Origin of the sequence: Amycolatopsis antarctica, from assembly GCF_002262875.1 — a bacterium.
Classification (GTDB): Bacteria; Actinomycetota; Actinomycetes; order Mycobacteriales; family Pseudonocardiaceae; genus Amycolatopsis; species Amycolatopsis antarctica.
This window is the reverse complement of record NZ_NKYE01000015.1, coordinates 103,895-122,451: the sequence shown is the minus strand read 5'-3', so window position 1 is coordinate 122,451 and position 18,557 is coordinate 103,895. Positions and strand designations below refer to the sequence as shown.

The 18,557-nt window shown below is 69.9% G+C and carries 17 protein-coding genes; 6 read left to right on the top strand and 11 right to left on the bottom strand.

Features of this window, described 5'->3' with window-relative positions:
• Positions 1–16: 16 nt before the first annotated feature.
• Positions 17–286: a hypothetical protein gene (locus CFN78_RS21995; protein WP_094864753.1), complete on the bottom strand. Its 270-nt coding sequence runs from the start codon at positions 284–286 to the stop codon at positions 17–19.
• A 93-nt stretch (positions 287–379) separates the two neighbouring features.
• Positions 380–1,570 (bottom strand): zinc-dependent alcohol dehydrogenase, encoded by a 1,191-nt coding sequence (locus tag CFN78_RS21990; protein WP_094864811.1) that lies wholly within the window; start codon positions 1,568–1,570, stop codon positions 380–382.
• A 166-nt stretch (positions 1,571–1,736) separates the two neighbouring features.
• On the opposite strand from CFN78_RS21990, the gene CFN78_RS21985 reads away from it, so the two are divergent.
• Positions 1,737–1,931 (top strand): hypothetical protein, encoded by a 195-nt coding sequence (locus tag CFN78_RS21985; RefSeq protein ID WP_094864752.1) that lies wholly within the window; start codon positions 1,737–1,739, stop codon positions 1,929–1,931.
• Positions 1,932–2,100: 169 nt separating this feature from the next.
• Here the strand turns inward: CFN78_RS21985 and CFN78_RS21980 are convergent, their stop codons facing one another.
• Positions 2,101–3,069, bottom strand: coding sequence for a hypothetical protein (locus CFN78_RS21980; protein ID WP_165777661.1), 969 nt, complete (start codon positions 3,067–3,069; stop codon positions 2,101–2,103).
• Between the two features lie 218 nt (positions 3,070–3,287).
• On the opposite strand from CFN78_RS21980, the gene CFN78_RS21975 reads away from it, so the two are divergent.
• Positions 3,288–3,806, top strand: coding sequence for a permease-like cell division protein FtsX (locus CFN78_RS21975; protein ID WP_094864750.1), 519 nt, complete (start codon positions 3,288–3,290; stop codon positions 3,804–3,806).
• Between the two features lie 127 nt (positions 3,807–3,933).
• On the top strand, positions 3,934–5,469 hold the full coding sequence (locus CFN78_RS21970; protein WP_094864749.1) for an alkaline phosphatase D family protein: 1,536 nt from the start codon (positions 3,934–3,936) through the stop codon (positions 5,467–5,469).
• A 56-nt stretch (positions 5,470–5,525) separates the two neighbouring features.
• On the opposite strand, the gene lexA is transcribed toward CFN78_RS21970, so the two are convergent.
• From lexA to CFN78_RS21950, 4 genes are all read right to left on the bottom strand, one after another.
• Positions 5,526–6,188, bottom strand: a complete 663-nt coding sequence (gene lexA / locus CFN78_RS21965) for a transcriptional repressor LexA (protein ID WP_094864748.1) — start codon at positions 6,186–6,188, stop codon at positions 5,526–5,528.
• A 52-nt stretch (positions 6,189–6,240) separates the two neighbouring features.
• A complete protein-coding gene (locus tag CFN78_RS21960; protein ID WP_094864747.1) occupies positions 6,241–7,767 on the bottom strand; it encodes an FAD-dependent oxidoreductase in 1,527 nt (508 codons plus the stop codon).
• Positions 7,768–7,771: 4 nt separating this feature from the next.
• A complete protein-coding gene (locus tag CFN78_RS21955) occupies positions 7,772–8,704 on the bottom strand; it encodes an AurF N-oxygenase family protein (RefSeq protein WP_094864746.1) in 933 nt (310 codons plus the stop codon).
• Positions 8,705–8,849: 145 nt separating this feature from the next.
• Entirely contained in the window at positions 8,850–9,086 is a 237-nt protein-coding gene (locus tag CFN78_RS21950; protein ID WP_240519615.1) for a PLD nuclease N-terminal domain-containing protein, read from the bottom strand.
• Positions 9,087–9,329: 243 nt separating this feature from the next.
• Here CFN78_RS21950 and CFN78_RS21945 point away from each other — a divergent pair, with 243 nt between their 5' ends.
• Positions 9,330–9,881: a sugar O-acetyltransferase gene (locus CFN78_RS21945; RefSeq protein WP_094864744.1), complete on the top strand. Its 552-nt coding sequence runs from the start codon at positions 9,330–9,332 to the stop codon at positions 9,879–9,881.
• Here CFN78_RS21945 and mgrA read toward each other — a convergent pair.
• Entirely contained in the window at positions 9,878–10,906 is a 1,029-nt protein-coding gene (mgrA, locus tag CFN78_RS21940; protein WP_094864743.1) for an L-glyceraldehyde 3-phosphate reductase, read from the bottom strand. The two genes, CFN78_RS21945 and mgrA, sit on opposite strands and share 4 nt — an antisense overlap.
• Positions 10,907–11,048: 142 nt before the next feature.
• Between mgrA and CFN78_RS21935 the strand changes: the two genes are divergently transcribed.
• Together CFN78_RS21935 and CFN78_RS21930 are read left to right on the top strand one after the other, a co-directional pair.
• The gene (locus CFN78_RS21935) at positions 11,049–11,336 is read left to right on the top strand and encodes a DUF1905 domain-containing protein (RefSeq protein WP_094864742.1); all 288 of its coding nucleotides are present in this window, start codon (positions 11,049–11,051) and stop codon (positions 11,334–11,336) included.
• Between the two features lie 116 nt (positions 11,337–11,452).
• On the top strand, positions 11,453–12,673 hold the full coding sequence (locus CFN78_RS21930) for an SGNH/GDSL hydrolase family protein (RefSeq protein ID WP_094864741.1): 1,221 nt from the start codon (positions 11,453–11,455) through the stop codon (positions 12,671–12,673).
• A 57-nt stretch (positions 12,674–12,730) separates the two neighbouring features.
• On the opposite strand, the gene CFN78_RS21925 is transcribed toward CFN78_RS21930, so the two are convergent.
• From CFN78_RS21925 to katG, 3 genes are all read right to left on the bottom strand, one after another.
• Positions 12,731–14,785 (bottom strand): CocE/NonD family hydrolase, encoded by a 2,055-nt coding sequence (locus CFN78_RS21925; protein ID WP_094864740.1) that lies wholly within the window; start codon positions 14,783–14,785, stop codon positions 12,731–12,733.
• Positions 14,778–16,061 (bottom strand): ATP-grasp domain-containing protein, encoded by a 1,284-nt coding sequence (locus CFN78_RS21920; RefSeq protein ID WP_094864739.1) that lies wholly within the window; start codon positions 16,059–16,061, stop codon positions 14,778–14,780. The genes CFN78_RS21925 and CFN78_RS21920 overlap by 8 nt, the downstream gene beginning before the upstream one ends.
• Positions 16,062–16,301: 240 nt before the next feature.
• Positions 16,302–18,545 carry a catalase/peroxidase HPI gene (katG, locus tag CFN78_RS21915; protein WP_094864738.1) on the bottom strand — a complete coding sequence of 748 codons (2,244 nt, stop codon included), beginning with the start codon at positions 18,543–18,545 and terminating at the stop codon, positions 16,302–16,304.
• Positions 18,546–18,557 lie beyond the last annotated feature (12 nt).

The following is an 18,557-nucleotide window of genomic DNA, read 5'->3' as shown; positions in this document are numbered from 1 at the left end:
CCGAGGACCGCCGGGTTCACTCCCGTCCGGCGAGCCCGCCGATGGCGGTGTCGATGTCGGCGCACACGTCATGTGCCGCCGCCACACCCTGGTCCAGTGCCACGAACACCGGATCCGGCCCGGCAACGGCGTTCGGTGGGTAGCCGGCCTGCACCACCGTGAGCTGGTCGGCGATCTGCCGCGCACGCACGGCGAGATCCCGCAGGGTCGCGACGACCTCGTCCGGTACCGGGCTCTCCCGCTCCGCGGGCGACGTGGGCAGGGGGATGTCTCGTTGCGTGGGCATATCGGATCCCGTCGGTGCGTGTCGATGGTCGGTGGCCGGCCACCCGTGCCCGGCGGGACGCCGGCCTCGGGCCGTAGGCAGGTGCGGTGGACCTCAGGTGCCCGGCCGCAGAAGGATCTTCACGGCGCCGTCCTGCTTCTTCTGGAAGATGTCGTAGGCGTGCGGAGCCTGTTCCAGCGGTAGCCGGTGGGTCGCCAGGTCCTCGGTTCCCAGCGGGTCGGCGGGGTCGGCGATGAGCGGCATGAGGTCGTCGACCCAGCGCCGGACGTTGGCCTGCCCCATGTGCAAGCGGATCTGCTTGTCGAACATGGTGAGCATCGGCAGCGGATCGACCGCGCCACCGTAGACGCCGCTGAGCGAGATGGTTCCGCCCCGCCGCACCGAGTCGATCGCGGCGTAGAGAACGCTCAGCCGGTCGATACCCGCCTTCTCGGTGACCTTGGCCGCGATCGGGCCCGGCAGCATCCCGACGAGCTGGTGGGCGATCTTGCCGACGGGGGCACCGTGCGCCTCCATGCCGACGGCGTCGATGACCGAATCCGCCCCGCGTCCGCCGGTCAGGTCCCGGATGGCGGTGGCGATGTCCTCGTGGTCGCGCAGGTCCAGCGCCACGGCACCGTACCGGGCCGCGAGCGTGAGCCTCTCGTGTACGAGGTCGACACCGATGACGGTGCCCGCGCCCCGGTGCGCGGCGATCCGCGCGCACATCTGGCCGATCGGCCCGAGGCCGAACACCACGACGCTGCCGCCCTCCGGGATCGCCGCGTACTCGACCGCCTGCCACGCGGTCGGGACCACGTCGGAGAGGTAGACGAAACGTTCGTCCGGAGGGCCGTCCGGCACCACGATCGGGCCGTACTGCGCCTGCGGCACGCGCAGGTACTCCGCCTGACCACCCGGCACCTGGCCGTAGAGCTTGGTGTAGCCGAGCAGCGCCGCTCCCATCCCCTGCGCACGGACCTGGGTGGTCTCGCACTGCGACTGCAGGCCCCGGTCACACATGTAGCAATGACCGCAGGAGATGTTGAACGGCACGACCACCCGGTCGCCCACCTTCAGCTCCCCGGCGGACGGCCCGACCTCCTCGACGACGCCCATCGGTTCGTGACCGAGAATGTCGCCGGGCTCCATGAAAGCGCCGAGCACCTCGTACAGGTGCAGATCCGAGCCGCAGATCCCGGTCGACGTCACCCGCACGATCGCGTCGTTCGGCTCGATCAGCCGCGGATCGTCGACAGTGTCCACACTGACTTCACGCTTTCCTTGCCAGGTAACGGCTTTCATCGCAGGTCCTTCCACATCGAACATCACCACCGGAATACCCGCCGTCGCCGGGGGGGTGACCGCGGCTCGTGGGCGAGTCGGTGATGGCACGTGTTCCGCGGCAGGGGTTCCCGGTTATCGACGTCGCCACACCTGCCGATCACTACCAGCCGTTACGATTCCCGCTGTGAACTCCCGGGAAGTACGCGCCCTGGCCGCGATCATCGCGATCCTGACCGTGGTGGCGACACTGCTCATCGGGTACATCGGCGACTCGTGGGGAGCCGCGGCCTGGGTGGCGGGGATCGGCGCGGTACTGGTCGCGCTCGGCCTGCGCGCCGCGCACACCGCCACCGGACGCGGCGGTGCCGCGGAGGACTGACCGGCAGGCGGAGGACCGGGTCGGCGAGCCGCCGAACTCGCCTACACGGGCCTGCGGTTCGCGCTGATCGGCGGGATCGTGACCGCCGCGGACTGGGGCTCCCGGCTGATCCTGTTCGGTTTCGGTATGGCCCTGCCGGGAATCCGGCGGGTGGCCCGCCCGCGGAAGGTCAGGTTCCGGCGAGTTCGACGGCACGGGCGAGTGCCGCATCGGCCAGTTCCCGATCGCGGCGCCCCAGGCCGCACGAGTTGGCGACGGCGACCTCCCGGCGAGTGCACCGTTCCACCATGCCGAGCACCGCCCGCTGGTCACCGATCGACTGATCCTCGTGCGCCAGGCCGGCGATCAGGCGCACACCCTCGGGCAGTCTCAGCCCGGCGAGCGGGCGGTAGAACGCCTCCCCGGTCACCGGCGGACGGTCACCGAAGGCAAGTGGGAGGTGCACGAACTCCAGCGGGTATCCGGCCGGCCACGCTCGGCCGAGCGCGTTCGTCAGCGTGGCCAGGGCAGCCGCGTCCGCCGGGTACACCAGCGACTTCCGATTCAGGTCACCGAAGCACAGGTGCAGACCGAACCGGGTGCCGCGCGGCATGGCGGTGACGGTGGCGGCGACGCCCCGGGCCAGCACCCCCGCCATCGCACCCCGCAGCGGACCCGGCGGCTTGCCCGCGAGCACCGTCTCCACCGGCAGTTCGATCTGGAACACGGCGTCGTCGCCGGTGTGCGTGCGGATCTCGGTGACCTCGCGGGCGAGCGCGGCACGGAACAGCCCGCGTTTGGCGAAGGCCGGCACCGGGCCGAAGGAGAAGAACGAGAACGCGAGGTCGCTGGGCAGGCCGACCTGGAAGGCGGTGTGTTCCAGAGCAGGCGTCGCCTGTCGGAGTTCGGTGAACTCCCGGTAGCTCCGCTCGGCGGCGGCCGCGTACCCGAGGTCGATCGTCTCCGGGTCCACCCGGTGGCCGCGCCGCACCCGGAACCGCATGTCGTCCTGGTAGTCCGCCCACCGTCCTTCTTTGACCATCTCCAGGTCCGGATGATCGGCCAGACCGTTGATGACCTTGACCACCCAGTCCAGCCGATCCCCCACCTCGCCGTCCGGCAAGGTCCGCAGGCCGCATCCGGCCGCGGCACGCGTCATCGTCTCCATGGCCTCACGCGTGGTCGGCGCCGGATAGGTGCCCACCATATGCACGTCCCGTGTCAACTCGCACACCCTTCGCATCGACCTGCCCGCCCGGTGATCGGGCAACCGTACGGAACGCCGGCCGGGCCGTCCACAGTGGAGGAACGCGGGGCGGTGGCAGGTTACTGCCGTCGTCCGGGGGCGCCGAACAAGCGGCGTGCGAAACTGCGCGGGTGACCGCGCAGCCACCGTGGGCGATGACCCCTCCGTCCCGGCGTCCGCCCTGGTGGTTGCTGGCGCTGCTGGTCGTGGTGGCCGCGGGCGCCGGAATCGGCGTCGGGGCGCTGCTGTGGGCGGGCGGGCCGGAGACGCCGGTGGCCGAACGGCCGCCCGCCTACCCGTCCGGTTACGTCCGGCTCACGCCCGAGGAATACGACCGGTGTGTACGTGAGGTCAGCGTGCATTTCGACGGGGACGCACCCGACCCGGTGATGCGGGCGGCCGCCGACCGGCTGCGGGACGATCCGCGGTTCGAGAGCGCACGGCCGCGGACCAGGCAGGAGTCGTACGAGGAGTTCCGGAGGGTCTTCGCGGACCAGCCGGAGGTCGTCGCACTCGCCCGCCCGGAGTCGCTGCCCGCGACGGTGATCCTGCTCGTCCGCCGAGGCGGGGTGGGGGTGCGGGCGCAGGGTGACCTGCGCGCCGAGTTCCCGGACGCCGAGGTCGCCGTGCAGAAGGCCTGTCCCCGGTAGGCCCGCATACCGCCGGCTTGGCCGTCCCCTCGCTGTTCGTTCCGGGTTCACGTGGTGGTCATCGCGGATGTGTTCGATGATCGGCGAGCGCGGTGGACGACCACAGCCGAGACGAAGGGGCCGACTCGTGCCGATCAATCGCAGGGATCTCCTCCGCGGCGCGGCCGCCGCGGGCATGCTCGGCGCGGCCTGGCCGTTGAGCGACGCGCTGACGCCCGCCCAGGCCGAGGCCGCCGCCCGGGATCTGGGCGTCCGGTGGGACGAAGCCCCGTTCACGCTCGGGGTCGCCTCCGGCGATCCCCTGCCGGACAGCGTGATCCTGTGGACCAGGCTGGCACCCGAACCGCTGGCCGAGGAGCAGTCGCTGCCGGACACGGTGGAGGTCGACTGGGTGGTGGCCCGGGATCGCGAGCTGCGCCGAGTGGTGTGCTCGGGCACGGTCGCCGCTACCGCGGGACAGGCGCACAGCGTGCACGTCCCGGTGCACGGCCTGGAACCGGGAGGGCGGTACTACTACTCGTTCCGGGCGCTGGGCAGGCGCAGCCGGATCGGCCGGACTCGGACGGCGCCGGTCGGCCCGGTACCGCGGGTCCGCTTCGCGTCGGCGAACTGCCAGGCTTTCCACGACGGCTTCTACGCCGCGCACCGCGGGATCGCGCGCGAGAACCTCGACTTCGTCGTCCATCTCGGCGACTACATCTACGAGCACGGCCAGGTCGGCGGGACCCCGGTGCGTGACCACGAGGGCCCCGAGGTGCTGACGCTGCCGGACTACCGCAGGCGCCATGCCCTCTACAAGGGCGACCCCTCGTTGCGCGCCGCGCACGCCGCCCATCCCTGGTACCTGACCTGGGACGACCACGAGGTGGTCAACGACTACAGCGGCACCACCCCGTCGCTGCGGGCCCGGCGCGCCGCGGCCTACCAGGCGTGGTTCGAGCACCTGCCGGTGCGCGACGGAACGCCTGCCGCGCCCAGGATCCACCAGCGACGACAGTGGGGCGACCTGCTCGAACTGTCCATTTTGGACCTCCGTCAGTACAGGTCCGAGCAGAACCTGCCCGGCGGCACCATCCTCGGCGCCGAGCAGAAGGCGTGGCTCTACGACAATCTGGACGACGCGGGCGACTCCTGGCACTGCTGGGTCAACTCGATCATGCTCAGCCGGCTCGCGAAACCGGACGGTGGCTACTACTTCACCGACCAGTGGGACGGATTCGTGTCCGAACGCAGGGAGGTCCTCACCCGCGTCCACGACGCCGGGTTGCGGGATCTCGTGGTCATCACCGGCGACTGGCACTCCGCGTTCGTCGACGACATCCGGCCGGACTTCGACGAGCCGGACACACCGGTGATCGGCACCGAGTTCACCGCCCACTCGGTGACCTCCGGGGCGTACTCCGCGGAGTGGAACGCGGAGAACGGGCCCGTCATGGGTGCGGCCAACCCGCACCTGAAGTACTTCGAGGGCAACCGGTACGGGTACGACGTCTACGAGGTGACCCCGCACCGGTGGAGCACCCACATGCGGGTGATCGGCGACCGTGCGCACGCGAACTCGCCCGTCCGCACCCTGACCACCTTCCACGTCGACCGCGGCACTCCGGGAAGCCACGAGGATCCGGCCACCGCGGGATCGCCGGCCCAGTACCGCCGCCGCTGACCGGGAAACCGGGCGGCGGCCGGGTGTCGGGTACCGGCGCTCACGACGGCGAGAACTCAGACGCTGCGCAGCACCGAGACGACCGCGCCAAGGACGACTGCCTGGTCGCCGTCGATGACCTCGTAGGCCGGATTGCGCGGTTCCAGGAAGACGTGGCCGTTGCGACGGCGGTACACCTTGACGGTGGCCTCCTCGTCGATCATCGCGGCGACGATCTGTCCCGAATGAGCCTCGGACTGCTGCCGGACGACGACGATGTCGCCATCGCAGATCGCGGCGTCGACCATCGAGTCGCCCCGCACACGCAGGCCGAACACGTTGCCCCGCCCGGTGAGCCCCCGCGGCAGGCTCAGCACGTCGTCGACGTGTTCCTCGGCCGCGATCGGGGTCCCGGCGGCGATGTGCCCGACCACCGGAACAGGCACCGAGTCCTCGGCCGGTTCCCGCGTACCGGGTTCACGCAGGAAGGCGCGCACGTCGATCGGCCGGGACACCGAGCTGCCGCGGCGCAGGAATCCCCTGTCCTCCAGGCTCGCCAGGTGCTTCGACACCGAGGACGGGGACCGCAGGCCCACGGCGTTCCCGATCTCCCGGGTGCTTGGCGAGTACCCGTGCCTGATCACCCAGTCCTGGATGGTGCGCAGGATTCGCTGCTGTCGCTGCGGAAGGGCCGAGGTGTCCAGGTGGTCGAACGTGTCGGGATCGTCGTAGGCGGTCACTCGCGGAATCGTAGAGGTCGGCGTGGCGCGGGTGTCCCCTCGGGCCGGTCGTTCAGCCGGAACGCGACGTGAGTCTGCGCCACCACGGATCCGCCGCGGAACGGTCCCCGTCACGACGACCGGAAAGCCGTCCGGCGACGGCGTCCTCGATCAGCGCGCCGACCGTCTCCCTGGCGCACGCCCGGTTGGCGCCGATCCCGCCCGAGGGGCCGCGCTTGATCCAGCCGACGACGTACCCACCCGGCAGGTGATCGATCCGTCCACCGGAATGCCGGATCGTGCCCGTCGTCTCGTCGAAAGGCAGCCCCGGCAACGGCGTTCCGCGATAGCCCACGGCACTGATCACCTGCCCGGCCGGGATCTCGACGTCGCCCCGGACGCCGGTGACGCGAAGCCCGCGCACCCGGCTCTCGCCGGTGAACTCCAGCGGGGCCGAGTTGAACCGCAGCACGATCCGCCGCGACCCGTGTCCCGGCGGCACCGACCAGTCGACCGATTCGTGCGGAAGACCGTGCAGCAGTCCGGCCTTCGCAGTGGGCTCGGCGGCACGGATGGTGCTCCCGATGTCCGGATCGTGGTCGTCGACGACGAGCCGCACGCCGGGCCGCTCGGTCAGCGCCACCAGCTCCGGCCGGGTGTAGGCGGCGGCATCGGGGCCGCGGCGGCCGAGCACCACCACCTCACGAACCTTGCTGGCGAACAGATCCGCCAGCGGGCCGCGCGCGATCGCGGTGTCCGCGAGTGCCGCCGGGTCCGTGGTCAGAATCCGGGCCACGTCGAGCGCGACGTTTCCGTTGCCCACCACGACCACCCGCTCGGCAGACAGGTCGACCGCGTCCGCCGGGACGTCGGGATGCCCGTTGTACCAGGCGACCGCGGTGGTGGCGGCGATGCTGCCGCTCAGGTCCTCCCCCGGGATGCCCAGTCGGCGCGCGGAGGCCGCGCCGACGGCGTAGATCACCGCGTCGTGCCGCGCGGACAGTTCGTCGACCGTGACGTCCGTGCCGACCTCGACGCCGAGCCGCATCCGCAGACGGGGGTGGTTGTGGAAGCGCGCGAAGGTGTCACCGATCTTCTTGGTGGACGCGTGGTCGGGCGCGACCCCGTAGCGCACCAGTCCGCCCGCCGTGTCCAGCCGGTCGATCAGGGTGACCCGGCAGTTGGTGTGCAGCAGCAGATCTTCGACGGCGTACATCCCGGCGGGGCCGGTACCGACCACCGCGACGTTCAGCGGCTCGAAGTCGCTCGGGATGCTCCGGTCGAACACCGGCGGAGTCCAGGCGTGAAAGTTCGGCGAGCCGGCCGGCCGAGCGGCGGACGGGCCGCGGTCGGCGTAGTAGGCGGCGTTGACCTCGGCGTAGGACCGCAACGGGCCGGACAGGACGTCGACCGGGAAGATCGCGTCGACCGGGCAGGCGTCCACGCAGGCGCTGCAGTCGATGCAGCTTCGCGGGTCGATGTAGAGCATGTCGGTGGTACCGAAATCGGGCTCGTCCGGTGTCGGGTGGATGCAGTTGACCGGGCAGACGGCCACACACGAGGCGTCGTTGCAGCAGGTCTGGGTGATCGCGAACGCCATGGGTTCAGATCAGGTTCGCGCGCTTGTAGAACCAGGCGGAGGCCTTGGTGAGCAGTCCGGCGGAGTCGAGGAACTCCATCAGCCCGGAACATCCCGAGCGCAGCAGCGACTTGTGGTGCTCGTTGGCCTTCGCTTCCCGGATTGCCCGGTCCGCGTCCAGGCCGGCGTTGGCGTAGACCTGCTTGCTCACCATGCTGCGGACGATGACGTAGGACGCCGCGGCGACGACCACCGCGTTGATCTGCTTGCGCAGCCTGCCCGCACCCTTCATCCGCGCCCGCGCCTCCTCGCGGGCGAACCGCATGTGCCGCGATTCCTCGACGACGTGGATGTTGTTCACCGTCCGCACGAACGGGACGACCCGCTCGTCGCGCATCCAGTCCCGCTGCATGACGTCGAGGACCTCCTCGGCGACCAGGATCGCGGCGTACGCCGCCTCGCCGAAGGCGATCGTCTTGAACGCACGCCCGAGTTCGATGGTCACCCGGCTCGGCCGGTACGCCGGTGCCCGCAGCTTCGCAGCCCCGCGCGCGAACATGATGGAGTGCCTGCATTCGTCGGCGATCTCGGTCAGCGCCCACTGGAACGCCGGATCGGTCGGGTCCTTCGCGTAGAAGTCCCGCAGCATCATCTGCTGCAGGATCATCTCGAACCAGATGCCGGTGCTCGCCACCGAGGCCGCTTCCTGGCGGGTGAGTTCCCGTTGCTGCTCCGGCGTCATGTCGGCCCAGTACCCGGTGCCGTACAGAGTGCTCCACTCCGGGCTCGCGCCGTGGTAGGCCGTGTCCAGCGGAGTCTCCCAGTCGACCTCGCGAACGGGGTCGTAGGACAGCGTCTCCGACGAGTCCAGCAGCCTGCGCGCCACATCCTGGCGCTCGGTCGGCGCATCGGCGGCGGCGTTCCCGCCGAGCTTCGGTGCTCCATCACGGCTGGTCATCGAATGCCCCTCACGACGGCGACTTAGCTGTTACCTCGAGTAGCTACTACCCAAAAGTAACATATAAATTCGTCTTCGTGGTACCGGGCACCCGGCGGGCGGTGGCCGCGCTCCTCGCGCGGCACCGGCCCTCCGGTCGGCAGGTTCAGAACCGCTTACGCCCGATGACGAACCACAGCACGCTCCCCAGGAACGGAGCGAGGAACACGAGGATCACCCAGACGAGTTTCATCCCGCCGTCGACCCGGGAGCGCAGAATCGACACCAGCGCGGCGATCACGAACACGACGTACGCCACGAGCAGCAGGATCAGGACCGCACCCAGTCCCAGGCCCAGGAACCGGGCGGCGCCCGACTCGTCAGCGGCAAGCAAGAACGGCAAGATTTCGTACCTTCCAATGGATCGGCGAACGAACGGCAACCTACACCGGCCGTGCCCGCACATCCGGCAGGCCGCTCAGGCGCGCCGCCATGATCGGCGTCCGGTGTGGACAGTCGATACCGCGTCCCGGTTCGCCGGGGTCCCCCACGTCCAGCCGAGTCGCGGCGCGTCCCGTCCGAGGTGCGATCGACATGCCTAGACTCACGCCGTCCCGCGGAAGCGAGCGTCAACCGAAGGAGAGTCGTGAGCACAGCGGACCTGGACTTCGCCGGCCGCGTCCGGCGCGCGATCAGGCTGACCGAGGAACTCAACGCGCTGCGCTACGAGGAACGGGAGCGCATCCGGGCGGCGTGGAGCGAGCTGACGGACCGGCCGGTCGACGAGACCTTCCATCTCATCCCGCCGGTCTACTCAGACCACGGGATCAACATCCGTGTCGGGCGGGACGTGTTCGTCAATCAGGGTTGCCGGTTCAACGACATCGGCGGCATCGAGATCGGCGACGAGGTGATGATCGGGCCGGACGTCTCGCTGATCAGTTCGGGTCATCCGCTCGCACCGGCGGAGCGGCGCAGCGGGGTCACCTCGGCCCCGATCACGATCGGCCGCAACGTCTGGATCGGCGCCTCGGCCATCATCCTGCAGGGCGTCACGATCGGCGTGGACGCAGTCGTCGCCGCCGGCTCGGTCGTGACCCGGGACGTTCCACCGCGCTCGCTCGTCGCCGGCAACCCGGCACGGGTCCTGCGGGAATTCGACCAGGACCGGCGAGCCGATCAGGGTGATCCGGCCTAACGAACCTCGCTGGATCCGGACCAGATGTTGATGCCTCGATCCCGTGCGAGTCCGTCGATACGCGCGAGTTCGTCCACATCGAAGTCGAGCCCGCGGGTCGCCGCGAGGTTGTCGTCGAGCTGTTCCACAGAGGACGCTCCGATCAGTACGCTGGTGACCCGCTGATCGCGCAGCACCCAGGACAGCGCGAGCTGGGCGAGCGTCTGCCCCCGGGACGCGGCGATCTCGTTCAGCTCACGGACCGCGCCGAGCTTCTCCTCGGTGATCATCGCGGTGCTCAGCGAGCCGGCACGGGCGGCACGGGAATCGTCCGGGACGCCGTTCAGGTAGCGATCGGTGAGCAGTCCCTGCGCCAGCGGGGAGAAGGCGATGCACCCGGCGCCGAGCTCGCCGAGGGCGTCGAGCAGGCCGTCCTCGACCCACCGGTTGAACATCGAGTACGAGGGCTGGTGGATGAGCAGCGGGGTACCCAGGTCGGCAAGGATCTCCGCGGCCTTCCTCGTGCGTTCCGGGGAATAGCTGGAGATGCCGGCGTAGAGCGCGCGCCCCGAGGTCACGGCGGTGTGCAGCGCACCCATCGTCTCCTCCAGCGGAGTGTCCGGGTCGGCCCGGTGCGAGTAGAAGATGTCGACGTAGTCCACACCCATCCGCGCCAGGGACTGGTCCAGGCTGGCGAGCAGGTACTTGCGCGAGCCGTGATCGCCGTACGGGCCGGGCCACATGTCGTAACCGGCCTTGGTCGAGATCACCAGTTCGTCGCGGTACGGGCGGAAGTCCTCGGCCAGGATCCTGCCGAAGTTGATCTCCGCGCTGCCGTAGGGCGGGCCGTAGTTGTTCGCCAGGTCGAAATGCGTGACACCCTGGTCGAACGCCCTGCGCAGGATCGCCCGCTGGGTCTCCAGTGGCGCGCTGTCGCCGAAGTTCTGCCACAGGCCGAGCGAGACCGCGGGCAGCAGCAGGCCACTGCGACCGGTGCGGCGGTAGGGCAGCGACTCGTACCGGCCGTCAGCGGCGACATAGGTCATGGGGATCCTTCCGACTTCCGGGCACGGTCATCGCCACGCTATCGAACGCACCCCCGCACACAAGTGCGGCGCCGATCGGAAACGTCGTGAGTACATTCGCCATGGCGATCGTCCGAGCTCGGCCAAGGCGAAGGAGCATCCCATGGCAACCGGTGCGAGCCCACTCGACATCACGTTCACCGCAACCCTCGGAAAGGTGCGCGACGGCGACACGTGGACATGCGTGACCCTGCCGGACTCGGCGGTCATCTTCGGCACGCGCGGTCTGGTGAAGGTCGCGGGCACCGTCGACGGCGAGCCATTCCGGGGTGCGTTCATGGCGCTCGGCGACGGCACGCACAAGCTGCCGGTCGCCGCCACCATCCGACGAGCCATCGGCAAGTCCGACGGCGATGCGGTGACGATCCGGCTGACCGAGCGGTTGCGCTGACCGGCCCCGAGTTCCCCCCGCTACGCCACGGCCAGGGACCACTGACGGCGGGGACGCCGGAGTGACGAGCGGCAAATGCGCGTGCGGATCGGGAGCGCCGTTGGCAGGCTGGCCCCATGAACCGCGAGCACGACGTCCCCACCTCCCGCGCGACGACCGGACCGGCGGACTGGATCAGCACACCCGTCACGGCGGAGCTTATGCACGGCGCCCTCGAACTGGAACGCACCGAACGCGGAGTGCGGCCGCACCGGCTGCCCGCCAGAGCCCGCGCGCAGTGTGCCGACAGTCAGCTCGCCACGGCCGAGGCCCAGCCCTCCGGCGTGCGGGTGGTCCTCCGCACCCGCGCCACCGCGGTCGAACTGGACACCCTGCCCACCAAGGTGGTGTACCGCGGTGCCCCGCGCCGCCCGGATGGTGTGTACGACCTGCTCGTCGATCGCACTCTGGCCGCCCAGGACAGTGTCGCCGGGGGCGACGTGCTGACGGTGGACATGACCACCGGCTCCGCCGAGACCACCCCCGGCCCGGCCGGTACCGTCCGTTTCTCCGGGCTGCCCGACCGGGTCAAGGACCTGGAGATCTGGCTGCCGCACAACGAACTCACCGAGTTGGTCGCGCTGCGCACCGACGCGCCCGTGCAACCCGTTCCGCCCGGCCGCCGGCCGGTGTGGCTGCACCACGGCAGTTCCATCAGCCAGGGCTCCAACGCCGCCAGCCCCAGCGGAACCTGGCCCGCTCTCGCGTCCGCGCTGGGTGGTACCGAACTGATCAACCTCGGGTTTTCCGGCAGCGCCCTGCTGGACGCGTTCACCGCGCGCACGATGCGCGACACCCCCGCCGATCTGATCAGCGTCAAGATCGGCATCAATCTGGTGAACAGTGACGGAATGCGGTTGCGAACGTTCACCTCGGCCGTGCACGGCTTCCTGGACACCATCCGCGAGGGCCATCCCACCGCGCCGCTGCTCGTCGTCTCCCCCATCTTCTGTCCCATCCACGAGGACACCCCGGGGCCGGGCGCTTTCGACCTCGACGCCCTGCGCGTCGGCGAGGTGCGGTTCCGGGCCACCGGCGACCCCGCCGAACGTTCCGCCGGCAAGCTGACGCTGACCGTGATCCGGGACGAGCTGGCCCGGATTCTGCGCCGTCGCGCGGACGGCGACCCGAACCTGCACCACATCGACGGCCTGGACCTGTACGGCGAGGCGGACTTCGCCGAACTGCCGCTGCCGGACCGGCTCCACCCCGACGCCGCCACGCACCGGCGCATCGGTGAACGTTTCGCGGCGCGGGCTTTCGGCCCCGGTGGTCCGTTCGCCGCCGATCCCGCCTGAGGCCGGGTCCGCGCTCGGCGGTCGGACGTCGCTCGGCGGTCAGCCGTCGCTCACCGGTCAGACATGGTCGCGGGGAATCGTGGTCTGCCAGTCGAGCGACTCGACGCGCTGGTCGTTCTCGTAGGCGTCGAGTTGCGCGTGCAGCACGAACCGTTCGCGGTCGGAGGTCAGCACCGTCCGGGTGCGGGTCCGCGCGTGCCAGTCGTCCCGCCGGTATCCGACCTCCCACACCGTCTCCGCGCGCACCGAGTCGAAGTCGTCCCCGGTCCAGCGGTACCGTTCCTCGCCGCGCTGGGACACCTCGAGGTCGATGTCGTCGAAGCGGACGGTGCCGGAGTCCTTCACCACCTCCAGTTCCGAGCAGTAGTCGACGAGGTCCCGGGAGACCCGCCAGCGGTGCTCGCCCGGGGCGACCGGTGTCGTCCTCAGCGGAGCCGCGCCCTCGGGTGGGTCGAACGGCCGGAGCGTGACGTCGTCGGACTCGGCGGTCGGGCGCCTGGGCAGGATCAGGGCGCTGTTCGCCGGGAAGACGGTGAGGCGAACGGGTTCCGGGGGTGGCCATGCGAGCGGCCAGTACGAGGTGGACAGCGACACCCTGATCCGGTGGCCCGCCGGGAACGCCTGCGCCACACCGTTCAGCGCGACGCGGACCCGGTATCGCTCGCCGGGTACCAAGGTTTCCGGCTCGGCGTGGGAGTCCCGGTGGGTGAGGTTGAGCAGCCCGTAGGTGACCCTGGTCGCGCTGCCGTCCTCGGCGATGTCGGACAGCCGCGCCGCGATCATCGCCACCGGCCGGTCCACCGTCACGTCCAACTCCACCACGGGTGCGCCCAGGATCTCCAGCCGGGAGGTCAGGACGTCACTGTCGAAGACGAGCGAGCCGCCGTCCTCCTCACGCTGGTCGTACGGCAGGTCCGGCGGCGCGTTGTAGGAACACCACTTGCCGGCGAACTGCCCCACCGACAGCGGCGACTGCACGGACAGCGCGAAGTCGCCACCCCCGCCGGTGTCACCTCCGATGCCGGCTTCGGTGTCATCGACACCGAGAATCCTGTTGCGTCCCAACGGGAACGTCCGATGGGTCACGTGCGGGGAGGGCCAGGCGGGCTCGCCGACCCAGCGGCCGGGACGCTCCGCGTAGGCGGTGGACGGCGGCACGCTCTCCTGCATCCAGGTGCGCAGCATCGGCTCGTCCATCACGCCGTTCTCCCGGCCTTTCAGCCAGCGGTCCCACCAGCGCACCATCTCCTGGAGGAAGCCGATGGCCGGGCCGGGCTCGCCCAGGTGCGGGTACTTGTGCGACCACGGCCCGATCAGGCCCTTGCGCGGGACGTCGAGTTCCTCCATCAGCCGGAAGACGGAGTTGGAGTAGCCGTCCGCCCAGCCGCTCACCGCCAGCACGGGACAGTTCACCCGCGAACTGTCCTCACAGATCGAGCCGTGCCGCCAGAACTCGTCCCGGCGCTGGTGCCGCATCCAGTCCTCGAGCCACAGTCCGCTGCCCCGCAGGCGTTCGTGCCACATCTCGCGCCACCGCTCGCCCACCAGCGCCGGGTCCGGTGGCGTCGAGTTCTGCGCGAACATCGTCGACGCCCAGGACAGGTTGTCACCGAGCAGGCACCCGCCCATGTAGTGGACGTCGTCGGCGTAGCGGTCGTCGGTGGAGCACACGGTGACGATCGCGCCCAGGCTGCGCGGGCGGCGGGCGGCGACCTGCAGCGCGTTGAAACCGCCCCAGGAGATGCCCATCATCCCCGTGTTGCCGTCGCACCAGCGCTGCCCGGCGAGCCAGGACAACACGTCCTCCGCGTCGGCGAGTTCCTGTTCCAGGTACTCGCCGGTGAGCACACCCTCCGAATCGCCGCTGCCGCGCAGGTCCACCCGGACCGCGGCGTACCCGTGCCCCGCCAGGTACGGGTGGTGGATCGAGTCGCGCTTCGCGGTGCCGTCGCGTTTGCGGTACGGGATGAACTCCAGGATCGCGGGCACCGGATCCTGATCGGAGGTGGTCGGTCGCCAGATCCGCGCCGCCAGCCGGGTGCCGCCGGCGGTCGGGATCCAGACGTGCTCCTCCTCGGTGATCTCGTGCGGGAAAGTGGTCACTTCACGCATGGGGCTCGTCATCTCCGAATTCGAACGGGAGGGCGTCGAGGCACTGGGCGTACTTGGTGGCGAGTTCCTCCTCGCTGTCCGCGCCCACGTGCACCGTGGCGTACGCATAGCTGTAGCTGTCCTGCTCGGGCAGATCGGAAAGCCGGTCGCCCTCGTGTGCGAGCACTTCCGCGACGCACCCGGGAATCGTACGCTCCATAGTGGACAATTCCTCGGGGGTGGGGCCGCGGTGGACGACACCGTCGGCGAACCGGCGGACAAACCATTTCGCGGCGAACTGGTACGGCCCCTTCCGGTACGGCATGTCGGGATCGATGCCCAGCGCGAGGTTGACCACGCACTGGTGATTGGGCACCCCGTCGACGTAGTCGAAGAGCATCGCGTGCGACTGCGAGTGCCTGGGGTTGATCTCCAGCAGGTTGATCTCGTCGGTCTGCGGGTCCCAGAAGTACTCGATGTTGAACGCCACCGAGGTCAGGCCGATGTGCTCGATCACCCGGCGCGAGATGTCCGCCATCTGCCGCTGCGTCTGCTCGGGAAGCGACGAGGGGTACTGGTACCGCTGGAAACTCGACGTACCGGGATAGTCGTGCGAATCGATCACCCCGTACACGTGGACACCGTCGCCGTTGTCGTAACCCTCCACGGTCACCTGGCGACCGCCCACCGCTTCCTCGGCCACGCACACCTGCGCACCGATCTCGGCGATGTCTGCGGGCAGGTCCGCCCGGTCCAGGACGTACTGGAACGCCTCGCCGACCCTGCCGATGCCGTCCCGCACTTCCGCGAGTGCCGCCACGAACTGATCCCGGTCTGTCACCCGGAACGCGAGTTCGGAGGAGAACGCCTTGACCGGCTTGACCCACATCGGGAAACCCACCCCCGCGGGGGGCTCGGTGCTGTCCAGGGGCACCAGGCCGAATCGGGGATACTCGTCGATCACCTTCGCCTGTTCCACCCGGCTCCAGTACTTGTGCTCACACTTGAGCACCGACTCCAGCGACGCGGATCTGAGCTTCCGCCGCGCGCACAGGATCGGCACCATCGAACTCACCGGGAAGTCCCAGTAGCCCACGATCGCGTCGACCGTGCCGTCGAACTCGTCGAGCTGGCGCTCAGCCTTCGCCAGCAACTCGGCCATCGGGAACCGGTCCGCCTCCAGCATTTCCTCGAACGACAGCAGCGGATGGAACTCGTAACCGGCCAGGCCCTCGATGTCGGCGAACGTACGGAAGTTCTTGGAATCCAGCCCCAGAACGAAAATGTCTCGTGTCATCGGTCTCGCGTACCCGTGCGCACCGCCCGCTACACCTCCCGGATGCGGATGTCCGAGTGGCTCGCCGGGCGTCGCGGACCCGGCTGGCCCAACCGGAGCAGGGTGTCCGTCCAGATGCGATACGGCTCATCCGCGAGCCGGCCGTCCGGCTCCGTACCGGACCGCGCGATCGCACTCGGGTCGCGGCGTTTTCGGGCAGTCCGGGCCCGCCGGCGAGCGGCGGGCCCGGACTCCGGTGGATCAGGAGAGGTCGAACCGGTCGAGGTTCATCACCTTGTCCCAGGCGGCGACGAAATCGCCGACGAACTTCGCCTGCGAGTCATCGCTCGCGTAGACCTCGGCCAGTGCGCGCAGCTCCGAGTTCGAACCGAACACGAGGTCGACCCGGCTGCCCGTCCACTTGACCTCACCCGTGCCGAGATCGCGGGCCTCGAAGGTCTCCGCCTCCGAGCCGGACCCCTCCGCCGCCTTCCACTCCGTGCCCATGTCGAGCAGGTTCACGAAGAAGTCGTTGGTCAGCGAGCCGGGTGCCGAGGTGAGCACACCGAGCGAGGACTGCCGGTGGTTCGCGCCGAGCACCCGCAGACCGCCGACGAGGACGGTCATCTCGGGCGCGCTCAGGTTCAGCAGGTTCGCGCGGTCGACGAGCAGGTACTCCGAGGGCAGGCGGTGACCCTTGCCGCGGTAGTTGCGGAAACCGTCGGCGGCGGGCTCGAGCGGCGCGAAGGACTCCGCGTCGGTCTGCTCCGGCGTGGCGTCCGTCCGGCCGGGGGTGAACGGCACCTCGACCTCGTGGCCCGCCTCCCTCGCCGCCCGCTCGACGGCGGCACACCCACCGAGCACGATCAGGTCGGCCAGCGAGATCCTCTTCCCGGCGGACTGCGCACCGTTGAACGACTCCTGGACTCCCTCCAGCGTGCGCAGCACGGTCGTCACCGTCTCGGGGTCGTTGACCTCCCAGTCGCGCTGGGGCTCGAAGCGGATGCGCGCGCCGTTCGCCCCGCCGCGCTTGTCGCTGCCGCGGAAGGTGGAGGCCGAGGCCCACGCGGTGGAGACGAGCTGGGCGACCGACAGCCCGGAGTCCAGCAGCGTGTCCTTGAGCGTCCTGATGTCGGAGTCGTCCACCAGCTCGTGGTCCACCGCGGGGACGGGGTCCTGCCAGATCAGGGTTTCGCTCGGGACCAGCGGTCCGAGGTAACGCTGGATCGGCCCCATGTCGCGGTGGGTGAGCTTGAACCAGGCCCGGGCGAAGGCGTCGGCGAAGACCTCGGGGTTCTCGTGGAATCGCCGCGAGATCGGCTCGTAGACCGGGTCGAACCGCAGCGCGAGGTCGGTCGTCAGCATCGTCGGGGGACGGCTCAGCGAACCGTCCTCGGGGTCGGGCACCGTGCCGGTGCCCGCGCCGTCCTTCGGCTGCCACTGGTTGGCTCCTGCGGGGCTGGCGGTCAGCTCCCACTCGTAACCGAACAGGTTGTCGAAGAAGCTGTTGCTCCACCTGGTCGGCGTCGCCGTCCAGGTGACCTCGAGACCACTGGTGATCGCGTCCCGGCCCTTGCCGCTGCCGAAGGTGTTCTTCCAGCCCAGGCTCTGCTCCTCCAGCGGCGCCCCCTCGGGCTCGGGGCCGACGTACTGGTCCGGATCGGCGGCACCGTGGGTCTTGCCGAAGGTGTGGCCGCCCGCGATCAGCGCGACGGTCTCCTCGTCGTTCATCGCCATCCGCCCGAAGGTCTCGCGGATGTCGCGGGCCGCGGCGAGCGGATCCGGGTTTCCGTTGGGGCCCTCGGGGTTGACGTAGATCAGGCCCATCTGGACGGCGGCCAGCGGGCTCTCCAGCTCCCGGTCACCGGTGTAGCGCTCGTCGCCGAGCCAGGTGCGCTCGGGGCCCCAGTACACGTCCTCGTCGGGTTCCCACACGTCGGCCCGGCCACCGGCGAAACCGAAGGTCTTCAGTCCCATCGTCTCCAGCGCGCGATTGCCGGTGAAGATCATCAGGTCGGCCCACGAGATCGTCCGGCCGTACTTCTTCTTGACCGGCCACAGCAGACGGCGCGCCTTGTCCAGGTTCCCGTTGTCCGGCCAGCTGTTCAGCGGCGCGAAGCGCTGCATTCCGGCGCCCGCCCCACCGCGGCCGTCGTCGACGCGGTACGTACCGGCGCTGTGCCAGGCCATCCGGATCATCAGCGGGCCGTAGTGACCGAAGTCCGCCGGCCACCACTCCTGGGAGGTCGTCAGCACCTCGTCGACATCCTTGGCCAGCGCGTCGAGGTCGACCGAGCCGAACGCGGCGGCGTAGTCGAAGTCCTCGCCCATGGGGTTGGCCACGGCGGGGTGCTTGCGCAGGATCTTCAGGTTGAGCTGGTTCGGCCACCACTCGTTGTTGCTCCCGCCCTCGGCGGGGTGCTTGAAGCGTCCGGCGGAGACCGGGCAACCGCCGGCGCTCTCCTCGTTCATCTCGCCAACGACGGCGTCAGGGCTGTCAGACACGGTAGTCCTTTC

Excerpts from the sequence above, each read along its gene's own strand:
- CFN78_RS21995 (WP_094864753.1), bottom strand. The coding sequence starts at position 286 with ATGCCCACGCAACGAGACATCCCCCTGCCCACGTCGCCCGCGGAGCGG.
- CFN78_RS21990 (WP_094864811.1), bottom strand. The coding sequence starts at position 1,570 with ATGAAAGCCGTTACCTGGCAAGGAAAGCGTGAAGTCAGTGTGGACACT.
- CFN78_RS21980 (WP_165777661.1), bottom strand. The coding sequence starts at position 3,069 with ATGACGCGTGCCGCGGCCGGATGCGGCCTGCGGACCTTGCCGGACGGC.
- CFN78_RS21960 (WP_094864747.1), bottom strand. The coding sequence starts at position 7,767 with ATGGCGTTCGCGATCACCCAGACCTGCTGCAACGACGCCTCGTGTGTG.
- CFN78_RS21955 (WP_094864746.1), bottom strand. The coding sequence starts at position 8,704 with ATGACCAGCCGTGATGGAGCACCGAAGCTCGGCGGGAACGCCGCCGCC.
- mgrA (WP_094864743.1), bottom strand. The coding sequence starts at position 10,906 with ATGACCTATGTCGCCGCTGACGGCCGGTACGAGTCGCTGCCCTACCGC.
- CFN78_RS21935 (WP_094864742.1), top strand. The coding sequence starts at position 11,049 with ATGGCAACCGGTGCGAGCCCACTCGACATCACGTTCACCGCAACCCTC.
- CFN78_RS21930 (WP_094864741.1), top strand. The coding sequence starts at position 11,453 with ATGAACCGCGAGCACGACGTCCCCACCTCCCGCGCGACGACCGGACCG.
- CFN78_RS21925 (WP_094864740.1), bottom strand. The coding sequence starts at position 14,785 with ATGCGTGAAGTGACCACTTTCCCGCACGAGATCACCGAGGAGGAGCAC.
- CFN78_RS21920 (WP_094864739.1), bottom strand. The coding sequence starts at position 16,061 with ATGACACGAGACATTTTCGTTCTGGGGCTGGATTCCAAGAACTTCCGT.